We start from the raw sequence: 17,102 nt of genomic DNA, 5'->3' as shown, positions 1-17,102 counted from the left end.
ATGATCCGATGGGGCACATCCCAAGCGTCACCATGCGTAGAGCAACGGAGTGCTACGACAGTGGTGATAGGACGCAACGAGCGCTGACTCGGCCCCACGGTCACATTAACGCGTTGCAATGCGCTGCAGAAACGCAGTGCGCTTGCGTCGAAGCCACCCTTTGAAGCCTCGATTCTGGCGCCAGCGCTCGTAAGTCAGCCAGCGATGGATAAGGTCGTCTTCCGCGGCCGAAAGTTCAACGTCGCCGTGATTACGCAGTGCATCGCGTAGCTCTTCGTGTTCAGCCTGCCCCAGGTTACTGGTAATCGACACCGCGCTGATCATCGCAGCACTTAGCGGCGGGCCGGCAAACCCGAGTTGAGAATCAGCACCACACAACAATAACCCCAGGCGCGTTCTGACACACTTCTCGCAGACGCCACAATTGAGTGCCCCTCCCCGCGAAGCAAAACACACCCGAAGCTGGGCACGCGCGCGCGCATCTTTTGCAATCCACGCCAATCGCTGCAAACGAGAGAACTCTACATACGGAGAGCGGCCCTGCACTGCCGACGAGCTCAGGTAAGGGTGCAATACTGGATGCGACCCCCAGGGAAACTGAACTGACTCGCCCAGTCGCTCTCCGCTCGTCCCAATATGCACTTGCTCCAGCGCATCCGGGAACAACTGGGCGAGCGCAGACAGCGCAAATCCATTAAACGCTCGCCCCCAGAAACCGGGTCGAGGATCGAGTTGGCGTAGATTGGTCTCCACCGGCACAAGCCGGACGCCCAGCGAATCAAGCCAGGGTTTAGCTGACGCCACAAATTGGTCATATGCTGGACGATCGTTCCGATCCGAACGGTAACCAAGGTCCAATCCAAATACCGTCAGCGCGTACTGGATGCGCTCGGCCGCACCGGTGGGCAGCAAACTGTGGTTACGCAGTAGCGTGAAGGTCGCGTCAACGCCACCGGAAAAGAAACTCGCCGTAGCACGGCGGGGCGCAGCAACACAGGCCTCAACCGCGCATTCGAGTGTCGGCAAGGACCACGTGGCGGACATGTCCCGGCACCAGTGCTTGATGATCGCCAGCGCTGACGGGATACCTTCAACCAGAACAGGATCGAGCGGCAACGTGCTCGCGATCCGCGTTTCACCTGCCGCCATCGCAGGAACCGCCGCGGCCAACACAAAGGGCGCAGCATGAAGCCGCATCGGCAAGCCGTTGCTGGGCACTCGGAACTCAATCCGCTGCGGCGCGCGATCAACCGACTCCCACTGCACCAATGCAGAAAGACACTGCCAACCGCCCGCCTGATTCAGTTCGTACTCGCTGATCCGCATCCTGCTTCGCTCCGTTCGCGCCAATTGCCCGACTTCTTGTCAATGACCAATGCAACAACCCGCCGCATGCTGAGCCATTCCACATCTCGACACCTGATGCCGACGTCACGCAGCCAATAAAAAACCCGGCCGAGGCCGGGTTCTCGATGCACCGCCGCATTCAGTTCGCCAGCGCGTCGCTGACGATCTGCTGCGCTTCCTTGACGATCTGCTGCAGATGCTCGGCGCTGACAAAGCTCTCCGCATACACCTTGTAGATGTCTTCGGTGCCCGAGGGGCGCGCGGCGAACCAGCCGTTGGCGGTGGTGACTTTCAGGCCGCCGATCGACGCGCCGTTGCCCGGCGCCTTGGTCAGCTTGGCGGTGATCGCGTCGCCAGCCAGCGTCGCTGCCGTCACGCGTTCGCCGGTGAGGCCCTTGAAGGCCGCCTTCTGCGCCGGCGTGGCGGCGGCGTCGATGCGGGTGTAGAAGGGCGCGCCGTACTTGGCGGCCATCTCCTGGTAATGCACGCCCGGGTCCTTGCCGGTGACGGCGGTGATTTCCGCCGCCAGCAGGCCGAGGATCAGGCCGTCCTTGTCGGTGGTCCACACGCTGCCATCGCGGCGCAGGAAAGATGCGCCAGCGCTCTCCTCACCGCCGAAGCAGAAGCTGCCCTCGAGCAGGCCCCCGGAGAACCACTTGAAGCCGACCGGCACTTCGAGGAACTTGCGGCCAAGACCATCCATCACGCGATCGATCAGCGCGCTCGACACCAGCGTCTTGCCGACCGCGGCGCTCGCCGGCCACTGCGGGCGGTGCGTCAGCAGGTAGTTGATCGCAACCGCGAGGTAGTGGTTCGGATTCATCAGGCCCACGGACGGCGTGACGATACCGTGGCGGTCGACGTCGGCGTCGTTGCCCCAGGCTATGTCGAACTTGTCCTTCAGCGCGACGAGGCTCGCCATCGCGTAGGGGCTGGAGCAGTCCATGCGGATCTTGCCGTCGTGGTCCAGCGTCATGAACGAGAAGGCCGGATCGACCGCCGGGTTCACGATCTCGATGTTCAGGCCGTAGGTGTCGGCGATCGGCTTCCAGTACGCAACGGCAGCGCCGCCCAGCGGGTGCACGCCGATCTTCAGGTTCGCCTTGCGAATCGCGTCGAAGTCGATCACCGCGCCCAGATCCTTCACGTAGGGCATCACGAAGTCTTCGGCCTTCGTCGTCGAAGCGGCCAGCGCCTCGGCGTAAGGCACGCGCTTGACGCCCTTGTTGCCCTCGGCCATCAGCGCATTCGCGCGCGCCTCGACCCAGCCGGTGATGTCGGTGTCCGCGGGGCCGCCATGCGGCGGGTTGTACTTGATGCCGCCATCGACCGGCGGATTGTGCGACGGCGTGATGACGATGCCGTCGGCACGCGGGCCAGCGTTGTCGCGGTTATAGACCAGGATCGCACGCGAGATCACCGGCGTCGGCGTGTAGCCGTCGTCCGCCTGGATGCGGGTTTCGACACCGTTGGCGGCCAGCACTTCGAGTGCGCTGATCTGCGCCGGGCCGGACAGCGCATGGGTGTCCTTGCCCAGATACAGCGGGCCGGTGATGCCAGCCTGCGCGCGGTATTCGCACACCGCCTGCGTGATCGCCAGGATGTGCGCTTCGTTGAAACTGCCGGCGAAGGCGTTGCCGCGGTGGCCACTGGTGCCGAAGGCGACACGCTGCGTCGGGTTGTTCACGTTCGGCGTGATCGCGGTATAGGCGGCGAGCAACGCGGGGATGTCAGTCAGAACGTCTTTCGGCGCCGGTTGGCCTGCCAGGGGGTGTGCCATGTTCTTATCCTCGGAAATGCGGAGAAAACTTTGAGAGTTTGCCGCAGATCGGCTCACGGCGTCTTGACCTGATCGAACAAGCGCAGCCGCAAACAGCAAGCGGCATCAAGCACCGGGGCCGATTGGCTTTCTCGTCCCCCCAGTTCCGGCCCAACTTGCTTGCGTATGCTGCATCGCGCACTGGACAGTCCGGCGCGTGGCCGTAAAACTGCCGCTTCCCTCCACCGGATTGCGGGCACAGCATGGGCAAGAACCGACTCGAAGCCTTCAGCGATGGTGTGCTCGCCATCATCCTCACGATCATGGTGCTGGAACTCAAGGTGCCGCACGGCGAGCGGCTCGACGCACTGCAACCACTACTGCCGGCCTTTCTCAGCTATGTGCTGAGCTTCATCTACATCGGCATTTACTGGAACAACCATCACCACATGCTGCACGCCGTCAGGCATGTGTCCGGCGGGGCCTTGTGGGCCAACCTGCACCTGTTGTTCTGGCTGTCGCTGCTGCCTTTTGTCACCGGCTGGATGGGCGAGAACCACTTCGCGCCGCTGCCGAGTGCCCTCTACGGGGTCGTGCTGATGATGGCGGGCATTGCGTACTGGATCCTCGCGCATTGTCTGATCGCAGAAGAAGGGCCGGATTCACTGCTCGCCCGCGCGATCGGCAAGGACCGCAAGGGCGTGCTGTCGGTGCTCATCTATGCACTCGCGATCCCGCTCGCGTTCTTTGCGGAATGGCTGGCGCAGGCGCTCTATGTTGCCGTGGCGCTGATCTGGCTGGTGCCCGACCCCCGCATCGAAAAACACCTGCACACTGACGATTGAGGCTCGGCTTCAGCGCCGCGCGGGCAGTTTCACGACACCGGTCGCCAGCGCAGTGCCCAGCACCACGACGGCACCACCTGCAAGCATGCCGGCCTTGAGCGCCTCGCCGAGAAACACGCTGCCCCACAGCACACCGAAGAGCGGGATCAGGAAGGTGACGGTCACCGTGCGCGACGCGCCGACATGCGTAACCAAGCGGAAGAACAGCAGATAGGCCAGTGCCGTGCAGCCAACGCCGAGCACCAGCACCGCAAGCCAGGCCATGCCGCCAGGGATTTGCGCCGGCCAGAACCAGTAAGCCAGCGGCGCCAGCACGATCGCCGAAATGATCTGCGAGCCGGCCGCGTTCACCAGTGCCGGCACGCCGGCAAGCCGCCGCTTCGTGAGGTTGGCGGCAAAGCCATACGAGAAGGTCGCCACCAGCATCGCGACGATCGCCCACCCCGAACCACCCGGCTTGAAGTCCGCCTTATCGGCGGCCAGCATCAACACGCCGCCGAAGCCCACGGCAAGTCCCAGCGCACGTGAGGGGCCGAGCTTGTCGCCCAGCCACACGGCGCCGATCAGCGCAGCGAAGATCGGCACCGTGGCGTTCAGGATGGATGCCAGCCCGGCCGTGATCGACAGTGTCGCCCATGCGATCAGCACGAAGGGCAGCGCGGAGTTGAACACGCCCATCACGGCAATCGCGCCGGCGTGCTCACGCAGCACCGCGCCCTGGCCACGCAACAGCAGCAAGGGTGCAAGGCATAGCGATGCGATCGCGACCCGCAGCCAGATCAGCGCCACCGCGCCGAAGGCCGGCGCCGCGTAGCGCATGAAGAGAAAAGAGCCGCCCCACAGCGCGGCAAGCAGAATCAGTTCAAGCAAGTGTTGGGGTTTCACGGGGAAGCGCTTTCCCGGGTCGCCTCGTGAGCGCCCGATGTCGGGTTGTGATGATTCAACGAAACGTGACTCAGGCGGCGATCGAGATCGGCCTGCCCTGCGACTCGAAAGCAAGCAAGGCCTGCTTGCGCGATAAACCGCCGGCATAGCCGGTCAGCGCACCACTACGCCCGACCAGGCGATGGCAGGGCACGATGATGGTCAGCGGATTGCGACCGGTCGCCGCCCCCACCGCGCGTGCCGCAGAAGGCTTGCCGAGCGCTTTCGCAACACTGCCGTAGTCGCGGGTTTCACCATAACCGACACGGGCGATCTCGTGCCACACGGCATGCTGGAACGGCGTGCCACGCGGCGCCAATGGCAAGTCGAACTCCCGGCGTGTGCCGGCAAACCATTCATCGAGTTGCGCGGCGGTGTCGCGCAGCAAGCTGGCATGTACGTCCTCTCGCCAGTCGGGCCGGATGCCATCGAAATGCGCTTGCCCGACGAGCCACGCGCCGGCGAGGCCAGCCGTATCACCCGCCAGGATCATCGCCCCGATCGGCGTGTCGTGCTGCATCCAGATCATGCTCATGTCTTTCCTCCTTCCGCCGGCGCCGGCTCGGACAAGCGCCGCCAAAGATGCAAGGTCGCGTAACCGCGCCACGGCCGCCAGGCCTCCGCCATCGAATCCGCCTCGCGGGCCGTCGCGGCACCGAGCGACTTGATCAGCGCCACATCGCCGCTGGGCCATGCGTCGGGCCAGGCGAGTGCCCGCAGTGCGATGTACTGCGCCGTCCAGCGGCCGATACCGGGCAAGGCTTCGAGTTGTGCCAGCGTGGCCGCCACGTCGGCAGCCGGCCCGAGATCGAGGCGGCCCGCCGCGATTTCGTTCGCCAGCGCCAGAATCGCATTGCTGCGCTGGCGCACGATGCCGAGCGAGGCGATTTCCTCCACGCTCGCCTCGGCGATCCGCCGCGGCGTCGGGAACACGCGGCGGATCGCCGCAAACGGTGTGTCAAGCTCATCGCCGAAGGCCGCAACAAACCGGCCAGCGATCGTGTGTGCCGCTTTCACGGTGACCTGCTGGCCGAGCACCGCCCGCACCGACATCTCGAATCCGTCGAACGAACCCGGTACCCGCAAACCCGGCGCATCGGCCGCCAGCGGCCCGAGCACGCGCGCCACGGCATCGGGTTCGCATGCCAGGTCGCAAACGCGGCGCACGCCGGCCAGCACCGCCGGGAGCACCCGCACCAGACTGGGTGACACCGTCACGGCCACGGCATCGCGCCCGTCCGCCAGCGCCAGCGACAACCAGCCAAGGTGAGTCGTGCCGCCCTGTTCGATGCGCACGCTGCGACGATAGCTGTCGCCCGCCACTTCCTCCACGCCGGCCACGCAGCGGCCGGCGAGAAAGGCAAGCAGGCGAATCCAGTCGAAAGGCGGGCGGAAGGCCAGTTCGAAGCGCAGCCCTTCGCCGGGACCCGGCGCCGCACTCACACGCCGCAAGTCAGATGGCGTGAGCCCGTAGTGGCTCTGAAACAGCGTATTGAAGCGGCGCAGGCTGCCGAAGCCGGCGGCAAGCGCCACCTCAGTCACAGGCAAAGCGGTGTCGGCCAGCAAGCGCTTGGCCATCAGCAAACGCTGCGTCTGCACATAGGCCACCGGCGTCACGCCGAACGTGTCGGCAAAGATCCGTCGCAAATGGCGATCGGTGATGCCGAGCCGGGCTGCGAGGCCTTCGAGCCCGGCCTCGTCGACTTGCCCGGCCTCAATCCGCTGCGCCGCCGCCCACGCCAGGCGCGAGCCCGAATCGATGCCCGCCTGCCCCGGCGCGAGCTCCGGGCGGCAGCGCAGGCACGGGCGAAAACCGGCCGCCTCCGCCGCTGCCGGATTTGCGAAGAACAGGCAATTGGCGGCCTTCGGCGTGCGCACCCGACAGACCGGGCGACAGTAGATGCCGGTGGACGTCACGCCGACGTAGAAGCGGCCGTCGAAACGGCTGTCTCGGGCGACGAGCGCGGCGTAGTGGGCACCGTGTTCGGCGGGTTCGTGAGGGGCTTGGGCACTGCGGTTCATGGGGTCGATTATCCGCCCCTTCGCGCCCCCTGCTCGCCGTTTTCGGACCTGATATTCCGGCGCCCAGCGGCGCCGGTTGCGGGTTCAGACGGCGATGCCGACGGTCAGCGTGGCGGTGTAGCCGTTGGCGGCATCACCGGTCAGTGCGGCCATCTGGTAAGTCGTGCCGTCGCTGAAGACATTGTCGGCGGCAAAACTCGTGACGGACGTGTTCTGGCCCCGCGTGACGTACAGCGTGGAGTTGTAGACGGCCGTCGTATCCGCCTGCGGAAAGGCGATCTGCGAGGTGGCCGTCGCTGTGACCTGCAGGTTGTCGGCCAGATAGATCTGGAAATGCACATGCGTGATCCGCCCGGCATACCAGCCCGGATAGATCGTCGTGAACGTCACTTCGCCGTTGGCGTCCGAGACCTGGATGCCGCGCAGGAAAGTCTGCCCCAGCGTATTGCCGTTGGTGTTCGTGCTGTAGCCGGAATACACGCCGTCCTTGTCGCAATGCCACACGTACACGGCCGCATTCGCGATCGGTGCGCAACTGCCATTCACGTTCACCAGCTTCAGCCGCAAGGTCAGCGGAACACCCGTCTTGCCTTCGGTGATGTCCTGCCGGACCATCGCTGCGTTGCTCAGGATCGCCAGCAAGGGATACGGGCCCTGCGTTTCCTGTGGAATGACAGCGCACGTGCCTGCCGTGCTGCCAGTGCCTGTCGAACCGCTCGTGCTGACCGTGCTACCCGTACTTGTCGTGTCGGTGCCGCCGGTGCTGACAGTGCCGGTTGCCGTTGTGGCGGAATCCGATCCCCCACAGCCCCACACCACGGCAGCCCACAGCGAACCGATTGCACCGAGCAGGCGCCGTCGTTCCGGTGCCGCGCTCGGCCCGCTCGAATTCTTGGTATCCATGATCACGCTCTCCCCTTATAGGTTTTGGCCGTACGCGCTGATCACGCGCCGGCAAGGCCGAGCCTAAGCGGCCAGCACCACCGCGGCCGTGACCCGCCCGTGCGTGGATGTTTCGCGATGTGACTCAAATCCGCTCCGCAAACCGGTTGGCACGCACGCGGGCAACGCGCGATCATTCGTGCTCTATCAGTTATTGCGAACCATGCAGGAGATAGCCCCATGAGTGGCCCCCAGAGCGGAATCCTCGCCCCACTGCCCCCGGCAGCCCGTTACCTGACTTTTTCCTTGCTGCAGGGCGCCGATGCGCGTGGCGCGCTGCGCCGTATAGCGGCGGAGGTGGATGGCGAGCAGGCCGTGCTGGGTATCGGTGCGAGCCTCGCCAGCGCGCTGGGGCGACATGTGGAAGGGCTGACGACATTCCCGAGCTTTGACGCTGCTGCCGTCGAGCTCCCGAACACGCCCGCGGCGCTGTGGCTGTGGCTGCGCGGCGAGGACCGTGCGGCGCTGATGCAACGCGAGCGGCAGATCGAAGCGCTGCTCGCTGACACCTTCGTGCTTGAGCATTCGCTGGAGGGGTTCCTGCATCGCGGCGGACGCGACCTGACCGGCTACGAGGATGGCACCGAAAACCCGCAAGGCGACGATGCCGCGGCCGCCGCAATCGTGGCGGAAGATGTGGCGACGCTCGCGGGCTCGTCCTTCGTCGCGGTGCAGCAGTGGCTGCATGACTTCAAGCGCTTCGATGCGATGCCCAAATCAATGCAGGACAGAGTGATCGGTCGCGAACGCGAGTCGAATGAGGAACTCGACGATGCCTCCGAATGCGCGCATGTGAAGCGCACCGCGCAGGAAAACTTCTCGCCCGAGGCCTTCGTGCTGCGGCGCTCGATGGCGTGGATCGAGGGCGAGCGCGCCGGGCTGCAGTTCGTTGCCTTCGGTGCATCGTTCGCCCCATTCGAAGCGCAGCTCAAGCGCATGAGCGGCGCCGAGGACGGCATCGTGGACGGCCTGTTCCGCTTCACGCGGCCGCTCACCGGGGCCTACTTCTGGTGCCCGCCGATGCGCGCTGGCGCGCCCGACCTGCGCCAGCTGGGCGTCTGAAGCACCGAAAAATGCGCCGGCTCAGGCCGGCGCAACCACCATCGCGCGGGCGACGACCGACTCGACCGCAAGCTCGGTGTGATCGCACTGGATGATCGTCAGCGGGCGCTGCTGCAACACGCTGAGCGCCTGCCCGACAGCGATGCCGTAGGCGAGGAACTGGTCCTGCAAGAGGGTGTCGAGCGTGGCATCGAAGCCGCGGAAACGGACGGTCGCACCAGGGGTGGCGTCGGCGAGACGCATTTCGTTGGGGCTCATCGCGGCTTACCAGAAGTGCTTCAGGATTAAGTGGAAGATGCCGCCGACCAGGAAGGCGGTCGGCATGATCAGGCCCAACATCGCAGCGGCGATCTTGCCGCCCTGCTCCTTGATCACGATCATCACGCTGGCGATGCACGGCACGAACAGCGTGATCGTGATCATGCCAACCACCGTCTGCAATGGCGTCATCTGATGGCCCAGCGCGAACAGGCCGGTCGCGCCGAAATCGCGGCGCAGGAAGCCCATCACGAACGCGGCACTGGCCTCCTTAGGCAGCCCAAGCCAGCCCGTTACCAACGGCTCTCCCTTCTCGATGATCCACGGCAAGGCGCCAACGCGGTCCAGCACGAACATCAGCAACGTGCCGAACAGGAACAGCGGAATCACTTCAACGAGGTACCACTTCAGGCGGCCTGCCGTTTTCTTCATCACGTTGCCCATCACCGGCATGCGCATCGGCGGCATTTCGGTCACCAGCGGAATGCGGCGCCCCGGGATCAGCTTGGCCGCCAGCCAACCGGAAGCGAGCAGGATCAGCAAGACCGAGCTCAGCCAGACCAGCGTGGCGGAGAACGAGATGCCGGACAGCATGCCCATCACCACACCCAGCTGGGCCGAGCACGGAATCGCCAGCGCAAGCAGGAAGGTGGAGATCACCCGCTCACGCTTCGTGTGCAGGATGCGCGTCGTGAGTGTCGCCATCGTCACGCAGCCAAGGCCCAGCACCATCGGCAACACGGCGCGACCGTTGAGGCCGATCAGCGAGAACGCCCGGTTCGCCAGCACCGACAACCGCGAGAAGTAGCCCGAATCCTCCAGCACGCCGAAGGCCAGGAAGAAGGTCGTCACGATCGGCAGGATCAGTGCGAGCGCGTAAGTCATGCCCATGGTCCACAGCCCGTACTGCCCGACCATCAGGTCGGCGACCCACTGCCACGGCACATGCGCCCGCACGACCCCCTCCACCGCGGGGTTCAGTATTTCGCCGAACAAATTCTCTTCGGTCAGCCCGACGAGAAAGCTCGCGCCGAACACGCCGACAAATTCGTACACCGCGAACAGCACCAGCAACAGAATAGGCAGGCCCCAGATGCGGTGCACCGCAAGCCGGCCAAGCCGCGTCGACAACAACTTCGCTTTCGGCACTTCCTTGCGCAGGTAAGCGCCGGCAAGGCGATCCGCCTCGGTCGCGCGGGCTTGTGCGAGCGCCGTCGACAGAGGTTCGGCGCTGGCGGCTTCGGCTGCCTCGCGCAACGCGACGAGTTGTTGCGCCTCGGCCCCCATATGCGCCGCAAGCCAGCGCTCGACTTCGGCATCCCGACCGAGAAACAGCACAGCCAGACCACGCGCCGCCAGCGGGGCCTTCGGCACCCGTGCGGCAATCCAGTCCGCCGCCTGCACGACAACCGCCTCAACGGCCGCCGGGTAGTGGAAGCGGTGTGCCGGGCCGCGGCTGGCGTAGGCATGCTTGAGCGCTTCGGGCAAGCGCTGGAGGCCCTCGCCACTGGTGGCAACCGTTTCGATGACCGGCGCACCGATGGCCTTCGACAAGCCCTGCAGATCGACGCCAACGCCGCGCGCGCGCGCTTCGTCCGCCATGTTCAGGGCCAGCACCCAGGGTAGTCCGAGGTCGGCGAAGACCAGCGACAGCGCCAGCGTGCGGCGCAGGTTCTTCGCATCACCGACCTGAACCAGGGCGCGCAGGTTTTCGTGCAGCAGCGCGCGCATCGTTGCGTGTTCGTCGTCCGAGCGGGCGGGCAGCGCCAGCACGCCGGGGGTGTCCAGCACTTCGGCACCGCGCTCGAAGCGGGCCGAGGCGCGCGATACGTCGACCGTCGTGCCCGGGTAGTTCGATACATTCACATAGGTGCCGGTCAGGCGATGGAACACCACCGATTTGCCGACGTTCGGGTTTCCGACGAGGGCGAACACCCCCGGCGCGGAGCCGTCTGCCGCAACGCCGGCCTGGCGGTCCAGCGTCGCTGTGTCGTTGGTGCAATGTGTCATGTACGCTACCTGCAGAATCGGGTGGATCAGCCGTGGCAGCGTTCTTCGGAAAAGAACGCCAACGCGAATCGTTATCAATTATATATCTCCTGCACCCCGCTGCAGGATTGTTTTGTATCAAGCCCTTGCCAATGCCAACCTCGCTCCCACGGACAGCCCTGATCGCCGGCGCATCCGGCCTTGTCGGCCGCGAACTGCTGGCGATGCTGCTTGCATCGCCCGAATACGGCCGTGTCATCGCACTGGTGCGGCGCCCGAGCGGATTGCAGCACCCAAAGCTAGACGAACGGATGGTCGATTTCGCCGCGCTGCCCGTTGCGGATCCGACGCTCGCCGCGGACGATTTCTTCTGTTGCCTGGGTACAACGATCCGGGTGGCTGGCACGCAAGAAGCGTTCCGCATCGTGGATCACAACTATCCGCTGGCGCTTGGGCAACTCGCAAAAAGCGCAGGCGCCCGGCGCTTCCTGCTGATTTCGGCACTCGGCGCGGATGCAGACTCGACGGTGTTCTACAACCGGGTCAAGGGCGAGACGGAGCGCGATCTGGCTGCGCTGGGCTTGCCGGCGCTGTGGTGCCTGCGGCCGTCGCTGCTTGACGGCCAACGCCAGGAATCACGACCCGGCGAACGCATTGCACTGGCGATCGGGCGCCTGATCGCGCCCTTGATGGGCGGCCCCTTGCGGCGCTACCGCCCGGTCGGCGCGAAAACCGTCGCGCGCGCGATGCTGCGTTGCGCACTGGGCGACGGCGGCCCGCCGGGCGCGGTCGAATCGGAAGAGATCGCGCGCCGCGGTTCCGCCTAATCGAGCGTCAGCACCGCGCCGGGCACCGGCGTTTCCGCCGTGATGCCGAAGCGCGCATGCACGCCCGCGGAGAGCCCGGCACGCGCAGGGTCTTCTCCGTGCGTCAGCACCACGCGCGGATGCGCGGACGCCAGCGGCGCAAGCCAATCAAGCAGCCCTTCGCGGTCCGCATGTGCGGAGAAACCTTCCAGTTGCACGACTTCGGCGCGCACCGCGATCGTCTCGCCGAAAATCTCGACCTCGCGCGCGCCTTCGGCCAGTTGCCGCCCTAGCGTACCCGGGGCCATGTAGCCGGGCAGGATCACCAGCACGTCTTCGCGCCACAAGTTGTGGCGCAGGTGATGCAGCACGCGGCCGCCTTCACACATGCCAGCTGCGCTCATGATCATGCAGAACTCGCCGCTGACGTTCAGCAAGCGCGACTCTGCCGACGACTCGACGACCCGCAGCGTATCCGGCAACTGCCCACGTCGGCCGAGTCGCTTGGCCTCCTGATCATGCAGTTCGCCATGGCGCGCGTAGATCGCGCCGGCGCGCGTGGCCATCGGGCTGTCGAGAAACACCGGGAACGCAGGCACGATGCCATCGCGGAATGCGTGTGCCAGTTCATACAGCAGCACCTGGGTGCGGCCGACGGCGAAGGCCGGCACGATCATGCGGCGGCGCTCGGCCACGGCGCGGCGCAGCAAGGCATGGAAGCTTGCCAGCGTGTCGGCACGCGGCGGCCGGCTGCGGTCGCCGTAAGTGGATTCGAGAAACACCACATCGGCCCGCGGCGGCGTTTCCGGATCGCGCAGGATCGGCGCGTCGCGGGTGCCGAGGTCGCCGGAGAACACCACCGTCAGGGGCTCCGCCCCCTGGCGCGCAATCTGCATCTCGACGCTGGAGGAGCCGAGGATGTGGCCGGCATCGAAAAAGCGGATCGCAATACCTGGCGCGATTTCACGCTGCTCACCGTAGGGCAATGCCACGAAGCGGCGCACGAGGCTCTCGACATCATCCACCGTGTAGAGTGGGCTTTGCTCACGCCGCCCCGCCCGCCGCAACTTGCGATTGGCGCGACTGGTGTCTTCCTCCGCAATCTTGGCCGAATCGAGCAGCAGCACCTCGGCCAGTTCAAGCGTTGCAGGCGTGCCGTAGATCGGCGCGCGCGAGCCATGTGCGGCGAGCAAGGGCAAGCGGCCGGAATGGTCAACATGGGCATGCGTCAGCACACCGGCCACCAAACGCTTGGGCTCGACCGGCTCGATTACGCGGTTGCGGCCCTCGATATCGCGCCCACCCTGGAACATGCCGAAATCGACCAGCACCCGCGCCTGTTCGGTCTCAAGCCAGTAGCCCGAACCCGTCACCTCGCCGACCGCACCGCAAAACCGTACGCTGACCATCGCACTGCCCCCCGGCTCGTGCCCCAGCTCCAGCGCTGGGCGCCTGCAAGGCGGATTGTCCGCCCGCAACGGGTACGACTCAAGCGGACTGCAGCAAGCGCCCCACGCTGCCGAAACGCCGGCCGTTGGCCCGATCCGCCGGCGTAAGGGTCGCCGGATCAGGCAAGAGACTTACCCTCAGCCACCAACATCGGCGGGGCTACCAGTGACGAAAGTGGCGCCAGCGCCACGCGATTGCGGCCTTCGCGCTTTGCGGCGTACAGCGCGGCGTCGGCTCGCGCGATCAGGTCTTCAGCCGACAGCGCATCGCCGCTGCTGCTGGCGACGCCCACGCTACAGCTCAGAGGGATCGCCTGGTGCAAGGCCTGCACCGGTTCAGCGGCCACCGCGGCGCGGATCTGCTCGGCGATCGCGCCGGCCACCGGGCCTGCCGCGCCCTGCAGCACGACAAGGAATTCCTCGCCGCCGTAGCGCCCCAAAGCATCGGTACGCCGCAACACGCTGCCGATCCGCTTGCTTGCTTCGCGCAGGCAGGCATCGCCGGCAAGGTGGCCGTGGGAGTCGTTGATCCGCTTGAAGTGGTCGAGATCGATGAACAGCACCGACACCGGCTCACTGGTGTCGCGGAAGGCGATACGGGCGGCGTCGAGGCGTTCGAGGATAGAGCGGCGGTTCAGCGCGCCGGTCAGTGCATCGGTCTGCGCGCGCCGTTGCGCTTCGCGCAGCGCGAGCCGCATTTCGCGAACCCGGTCGGCCAGGCCCAGCGCGAGCATCACGCCCGCGACCACCATCGACAGCGGGAATCCGTAATACAGCAATGGCCCGGCTTCGGTGCCGAGCAGGAAGCTCGCAGTGCGCGCAAAGGTGAAGCCTTGCATCATCATCCAGGCGAGCAGGAAAAAGGCTGCGGCCCGGCTGCCGCTGCGCCAGCCGAGGAACCCCGCCGCCAACACCATCACGGTGCCGGCCATCACCGTGAGATTGCCCAGCGCCACCAGCACGAACATGCCCTTTGCCGGCACCAACGGCACCGCGCACAGGACCGCCACGTAGGCCCACTGCAACACCGCAAAGCCGCGATCGAGGCGCGGCGCGATGCGGCCGATATCGACCATGCGACGCGCGAACATCGCCGCACACAGCGCCCCCAGACCCGCGAACAGATTCACCAGCCGGCCGCCGACAGGCAGCAGCACTTCCATGCCAGGCAGCGACAGCCCCTCGCCGAACACCATCGCAACGTAAAAGCCCTGGCAGGCGACCACTGACGAAAACAGCAGGAACAGGGATTCGCGCAGCATCAGCCACACGCAGACGCCACACAAAGCCAGCGTCAGCAAAGCGCCAAAGGTGCCAATCGCCAGCCGCACATGCGTCAGCGACGCCGCTTCGGCCGCGTCGCGCGTTTCGATCGACAGCACCGGGCGCATCTGCGTCGGATCACCACCGGGTTCTGCCAGAAAATAGATCGGCACACCGGCGCGCGGCGCTGCAGCGAGCGGGAAGATCATCAGCCCACGTGAGAGATGCGCGGGGTAGTCGGCGCGCAGCGCGCCAAGCGTGGTGGCCGCAACATCATTGCCGGGATAAACCGTCAGTACCTGGAAGCGCGTCTGCCGAACGACGAGCACGGGCGGTGCGTCGATCTGCCAATCCTGCAGCGGCACGATGCGGAACCAGGTCGGGCGGTCGAGATCCCGCAGGGCGGTGGTGTCCGTTGGCACGAAGCGATCGTCCAGCGCCCCCGCGCGAACGGCTGCATCCGACGCGGCATGGTCGGGCGACAGGCGCTCCAAGCCAAACGCCAAGCTTGCCGCGCCGGCCACCACGGGGCACAGCAGGCACACCAGACACAGCAGGCGGAACAGGCGCGACATGGTTGAAACACCCGACGGAACAACGCGGGAGTCTAGGCCGGCGCAAGCCCCCGATACCCCGGTTTGCGCAAGAAAACCTCAGGCTTCATGGCGCCGGTGATGCGGATGATGTTTGCCACCCTTCTTCGGGTGGTGTTCGATCGCTTCATGCCGGTCGCCGGCCAGTGCGCGACGGGGCGATTCGCGGGCAAGCCGCACACAGGTCTCGATCACGCCGGCGAGTGGCGGCGGAATGCTGGCAGGGCCACGCGCGGCGACTTCGGCAAGGATCGCGAACGCAAGGCCCGGCTTGGAATGCCGCCCGATCGCGCGGTCGATCACCTTGTGCGGCGTACCACTCGTTGCGGGCGGCGCGCCGGCGGCGTGGCGGTACACGGTATCGAAGCCGTGGCTCCAGAAGCAGTGCTCGATATCCTTCTCATGCAGCAAGGTCAGCCGTTCTGCGAGCGGGTCGCTGCCGAGATGGCGGCGGGCCGACTCGCCGTAGGCGAGGCCCGAACGGTCGCCGTCCGCCAGCACATGCCACTGGATACGCAGCGCCTGCGCCATCTTGATCAGCGGGTCGAGCCCGCATTGCGCGAACTCGACGCAGGCCACTCCTTCCTGCGCGAAGTCGTAGCCGAGGAAGCGCGCCAGCTCCGACAGCACCCAGAACTCCGTCTCGCCTTCGACCAGCAGCCAGCAGCGCGCAAAGCTCGCGACGCCGTTGCGCACCCGCAGGTGGTAGGCGAACTTGCGCAGCTCTTCGGGTTTGAAGCGGCTGACATCAACCTGGAAGGCGCCGAGTTCGCCGCCGTGGCGCACCAGGCGACGCTGGGCACTCAAGGGCGCCGCAGCGAGCAACTCACCCGACTGCGTCGTCACCAGCTTCTGCAGGCCGATCGGTTCGAGCAGGCTCCACAGCGCAGCGAGCGTCATCGGGTGCAGATGGGCTTCCGGGTCTTCAATCACCAGCAGCGGGCGCGATTCGGGCGCAAGGCTGCCACCGCCTTCGCGCACCAGCGCGGCAGCGATCAGCAGCATGGCGATCTTGCGCGACGCGGTACCGGCAACCGGCGCGCTGCGTATCGGTGCCTCGCCCGGCGGCAGATCGCCGATCACGGCGGCGATGTGTTCGCGCGAAGGCCCCTGCTCCACGCCCAGCCCCGGCACGCTGCGCAACAGCAGTTGCCGCGCAGCCTGGTAACCGGCATTCAGGTCATGCTCGGACGCCGCCGACGCGCCGGCTTCGAGTGCCGCCCAGTAGTGGCTGACGGCCTGCGCAAGCCGGTCAAGCTCACTCGATCCGTTGGTGCGCGCAGCAAGCGCCGCCCCAACCCCCAGCATGCGGCTGCTGCGCGCCTGGATCAACGGGCACAGGCGGCGCACCGCACTGACCAGCGCACGGTCGGCCTGCAGTTCCGCCCCTTGCGGCGATCGCACGACCCAGTGCTGGCGCAAGGACACCGCATGCACCCGCAGGCCCAGCGCGAAACCGCGCCGCGTGCGCGACACCCAGCCCGCCGCACTGCGCAGCGGCGCACAGGCGGCGGTATCCCATTCGCCGGGCTCGCGCTCGGCAAAATACAGGTCGATGGCGATCCCGGCCGGGTGGGCGATTGCGCGGGACGGGGCTTGATGGATGTCGCTTGCGCTGAAAACCGGCGCGCCGTCCGGCCACGGGCCGAGCACCGCCGCGAGCGCATCGAGGATCGCTGTCTTGCCGACGTCGTTCTCGCCGATCAGCACGGTGCTGGCGTTCAGTGCGATGCGCACCCGCCCGATCACGCGGAAGTTCTCGATCCGGATCTCGCTCAGCCACATCTGCCCGATCTCCACGCTGGCGCTTGCCGCCGCGCAGGAAAAAGATCACCCGCGCGGCA

Annotated in this window: 14 protein-coding genes; 3 read left to right on the top strand and 11 right to left on the bottom strand. The window is 66.3% G+C overall.

All coding sequences use genetic code 11. The features are described 5' to 3' along the window. Positions 1-105 precede the first annotated feature (105 nt). A complete protein-coding gene (locus tag ACE3P0_RS09550; protein ID WP_374402226.1) occupies positions 106-1,326 on the bottom strand; it encodes a hypothetical protein in 1,221 nt (406 codons plus the stop codon). A 160-nt stretch (positions 1,327-1,486) separates the two neighbouring features. Then, positions 1,487-3,127, bottom strand: a complete 1,641-nt coding sequence (gene pgm, locus ACE3P0_RS09545; protein ID WP_374402224.1) for a phosphoglucomutase (alpha-D-glucose-1,6-bisphosphate-dependent) — start codon at positions 3,125-3,127, stop codon at positions 1,487-1,489. Positions 3,128-3,369: 242 nt separating this feature from the next. Between pgm and ACE3P0_RS09540 the strand changes: the two genes are divergently transcribed. Next, the gene (locus ACE3P0_RS09540; protein WP_374402221.1) at positions 3,370-3,951 is read left to right on the top strand and encodes a TMEM175 family protein; all 582 of its coding nucleotides are present in this window, start codon (positions 3,370-3,372) and stop codon (positions 3,949-3,951) included. Between the two features lie 9 nt (positions 3,952-3,960). Here ACE3P0_RS09540 and ACE3P0_RS09535 read toward each other — a convergent pair whose 3' ends face one another. From ACE3P0_RS09535 to ACE3P0_RS09520, 4 genes are all read right to left on the bottom strand, one after another. After that, positions 3,961-4,836, bottom strand: a complete 876-nt coding sequence (locus tag ACE3P0_RS09535; protein WP_374402219.1) for a DMT family transporter — start codon at positions 4,834-4,836, stop codon at positions 3,961-3,963. A gap of 70 nt (positions 4,837-4,906) precedes the next feature. Further along, complete coding sequence (locus ACE3P0_RS09530; RefSeq protein WP_374402217.1) at positions 4,907-5,410, bottom strand: methylated-DNA--[protein]-cysteine S-methyltransferase; 504 nt, start codon at positions 5,408-5,410, stop codon at positions 4,907-4,909. Next, positions 5,407-6,897: an AlkA N-terminal domain-containing protein gene (locus ACE3P0_RS09525; protein ID WP_374402215.1), complete on the bottom strand. Its 1,491-nt coding sequence runs from the start codon at positions 6,895-6,897 to the stop codon at positions 5,407-5,409. Before ACE3P0_RS09525 ends, ACE3P0_RS09530 begins: the two co-directional genes overlap by 4 nt. An 84-nt stretch (positions 6,898-6,981) precedes the next feature. Continuing rightward, the gene (locus ACE3P0_RS09520) at positions 6,982-7,800 is read right to left on the bottom strand and encodes an intradiol ring-cleavage dioxygenase (RefSeq protein ID WP_374402213.1); all 819 of its coding nucleotides are present in this window, start codon (positions 7,798-7,800) and stop codon (positions 6,982-6,984) included. Positions 7,801-8,019: 219 nt separating this feature from the next. Between ACE3P0_RS09520 and ACE3P0_RS09515 the strand changes: the two genes are divergently transcribed. Next, a complete protein-coding gene (locus ACE3P0_RS09515; RefSeq protein ID WP_374402211.1) occupies positions 8,020-8,901 on the top strand; it encodes a Dyp-type peroxidase in 882 nt (293 codons plus the stop codon). A 21-nt stretch (positions 8,902-8,922) separates the two neighbouring features. Here the strand turns inward: ACE3P0_RS09515 and ACE3P0_RS09510 are convergent, their stop codons facing one another. Together ACE3P0_RS09510 and feoB are read right to left on the bottom strand one after the other, a co-directional pair. Then, positions 8,923-9,159, bottom strand: a complete 237-nt coding sequence (locus ACE3P0_RS09510) for a FeoA family protein (protein WP_206253454.1) — start codon at positions 9,157-9,159, stop codon at positions 8,923-8,925. A 6-nt stretch (positions 9,160-9,165) separates the two neighbouring features. After that, positions 9,166-11,169: a ferrous iron transport protein B gene (feoB, locus tag ACE3P0_RS09505; RefSeq protein ID WP_374402209.1), complete on the bottom strand. Its 2,004-nt coding sequence runs from the start codon at positions 11,167-11,169 to the stop codon at positions 9,166-9,168. A gap of 131 nt (positions 11,170-11,300) precedes the next feature. On the opposite strand from feoB, the gene ACE3P0_RS09500 reads away from it, so the two are divergent. Further along, positions 11,301-11,975, top strand: a complete 675-nt coding sequence (locus ACE3P0_RS09500) for an oxidoreductase (RefSeq protein ID WP_374402207.1) — start codon at positions 11,301-11,303, stop codon at positions 11,973-11,975. Here the strand turns inward: ACE3P0_RS09500 and ACE3P0_RS09495 are convergent. The 3 genes from ACE3P0_RS09495 to ACE3P0_RS09485 form a co-directional block, all read right to left on the bottom strand. Beyond that, positions 11,972-13,363, bottom strand: coding sequence for an MBL fold metallo-hydrolase RNA specificity domain-containing protein (locus ACE3P0_RS09495; protein WP_374402205.1), 1,392 nt, complete (start codon positions 13,361-13,363; stop codon positions 11,972-11,974). The genes ACE3P0_RS09500 and ACE3P0_RS09495 overlap by 4 nt on opposite strands. 158 nt (positions 13,364-13,521) lie before the next feature. Beyond that, the gene (locus ACE3P0_RS09490) at positions 13,522-15,240 is read right to left on the bottom strand and encodes a diguanylate cyclase (RefSeq protein WP_374402203.1); all 1,719 of its coding nucleotides are present in this window, start codon (positions 15,238-15,240) and stop codon (positions 13,522-13,524) included. A 78-nt stretch (positions 15,241-15,318) separates the two neighbouring features. Continuing rightward, positions 15,319-17,043 carry an ATP-dependent endonuclease gene (locus tag ACE3P0_RS09485; protein ID WP_374402201.1) on the bottom strand — a complete coding sequence of 575 codons (1,725 nt, stop codon included), beginning with the start codon at positions 17,041-17,043 and terminating at the stop codon, positions 15,319-15,321. Between the last annotated feature and the right edge of the window lie 59 nt (positions 17,044-17,102).

Source organism: Niveibacterium sp. (genome assembly GCF_041909475.1).
Lineage (GTDB): Bacteria > Pseudomonadota > Gammaproteobacteria > Burkholderiales > Rhodocyclaceae > Niveibacterium.
This window is presented reverse-complemented; position numbering and strand designations above follow the sequence as displayed.

Excerpts from the sequence above, each read along its gene's own strand:
- ACE3P0_RS09520 (WP_374402213.1), bottom strand. The coding sequence starts at position 7,800 with ATGGATACCAAGAATTCGAGCGGGCCGAGCGCGGCACCGGAACGACGG.
- ACE3P0_RS09525 (WP_374402215.1), bottom strand. The coding sequence starts at position 6,897 with ATGAACCGCAGTGCCCAAGCCCCTCACGAACCCGCCGAACACGGTGCC.
- ACE3P0_RS09490 (WP_374402203.1), bottom strand. The coding sequence starts at position 15,240 with ATGTCGCGCCTGTTCCGCCTGCTGTGTCTGGTGTGCCTGCTGTGCCCC.
- ACE3P0_RS09550 (WP_374402226.1), bottom strand. The coding sequence starts at position 1,326 with ATGCGGATCAGCGAGTACGAACTGAATCAGGCGGGCGGTTGGCAGTGT.
- pgm (WP_374402224.1), bottom strand. The coding sequence starts at position 3,127 with ATGGCACACCCCCTGGCAGGCCAACCGGCGCCGAAAGACGTTCTGACT.
- ACE3P0_RS09515 (WP_374402211.1), top strand. The coding sequence starts at position 8,020 with ATGAGTGGCCCCCAGAGCGGAATCCTCGCCCCACTGCCCCCGGCAGCC.
- ACE3P0_RS09500 (WP_374402207.1), top strand. The coding sequence starts at position 11,301 with ATGCCAACCTCGCTCCCACGGACAGCCCTGATCGCCGGCGCATCCGGC.
- ACE3P0_RS09495 (WP_374402205.1), bottom strand. The coding sequence starts at position 13,363 with ATGGTCAGCGTACGGTTTTGCGGTGCGGTCGGCGAGGTGACGGGTTCG.
- ACE3P0_RS09485 (WP_374402201.1), bottom strand. The coding sequence starts at position 17,043 with ATGTGGCTGAGCGAGATCCGGATCGAGAACTTCCGCGTGATCGGGCGG.
- ACE3P0_RS09540 (WP_374402221.1), top strand. The coding sequence starts at position 3,370 with ATGGGCAAGAACCGACTCGAAGCCTTCAGCGATGGTGTGCTCGCCATC.
- ACE3P0_RS09530 (WP_374402217.1), bottom strand. The coding sequence starts at position 5,410 with ATGAGCATGATCTGGATGCAGCACGACACGCCGATCGGGGCGATGATC.
- ACE3P0_RS09510 (WP_206253454.1), bottom strand. The coding sequence starts at position 9,159 with ATGAGCCCCAACGAAATGCGTCTCGCCGACGCCACCCCTGGTGCGACC.
- feoB (WP_374402209.1), bottom strand. The coding sequence starts at position 11,169 with ATGACACATTGCACCAACGACACAGCGACGCTGGACCGCCAGGCCGGC.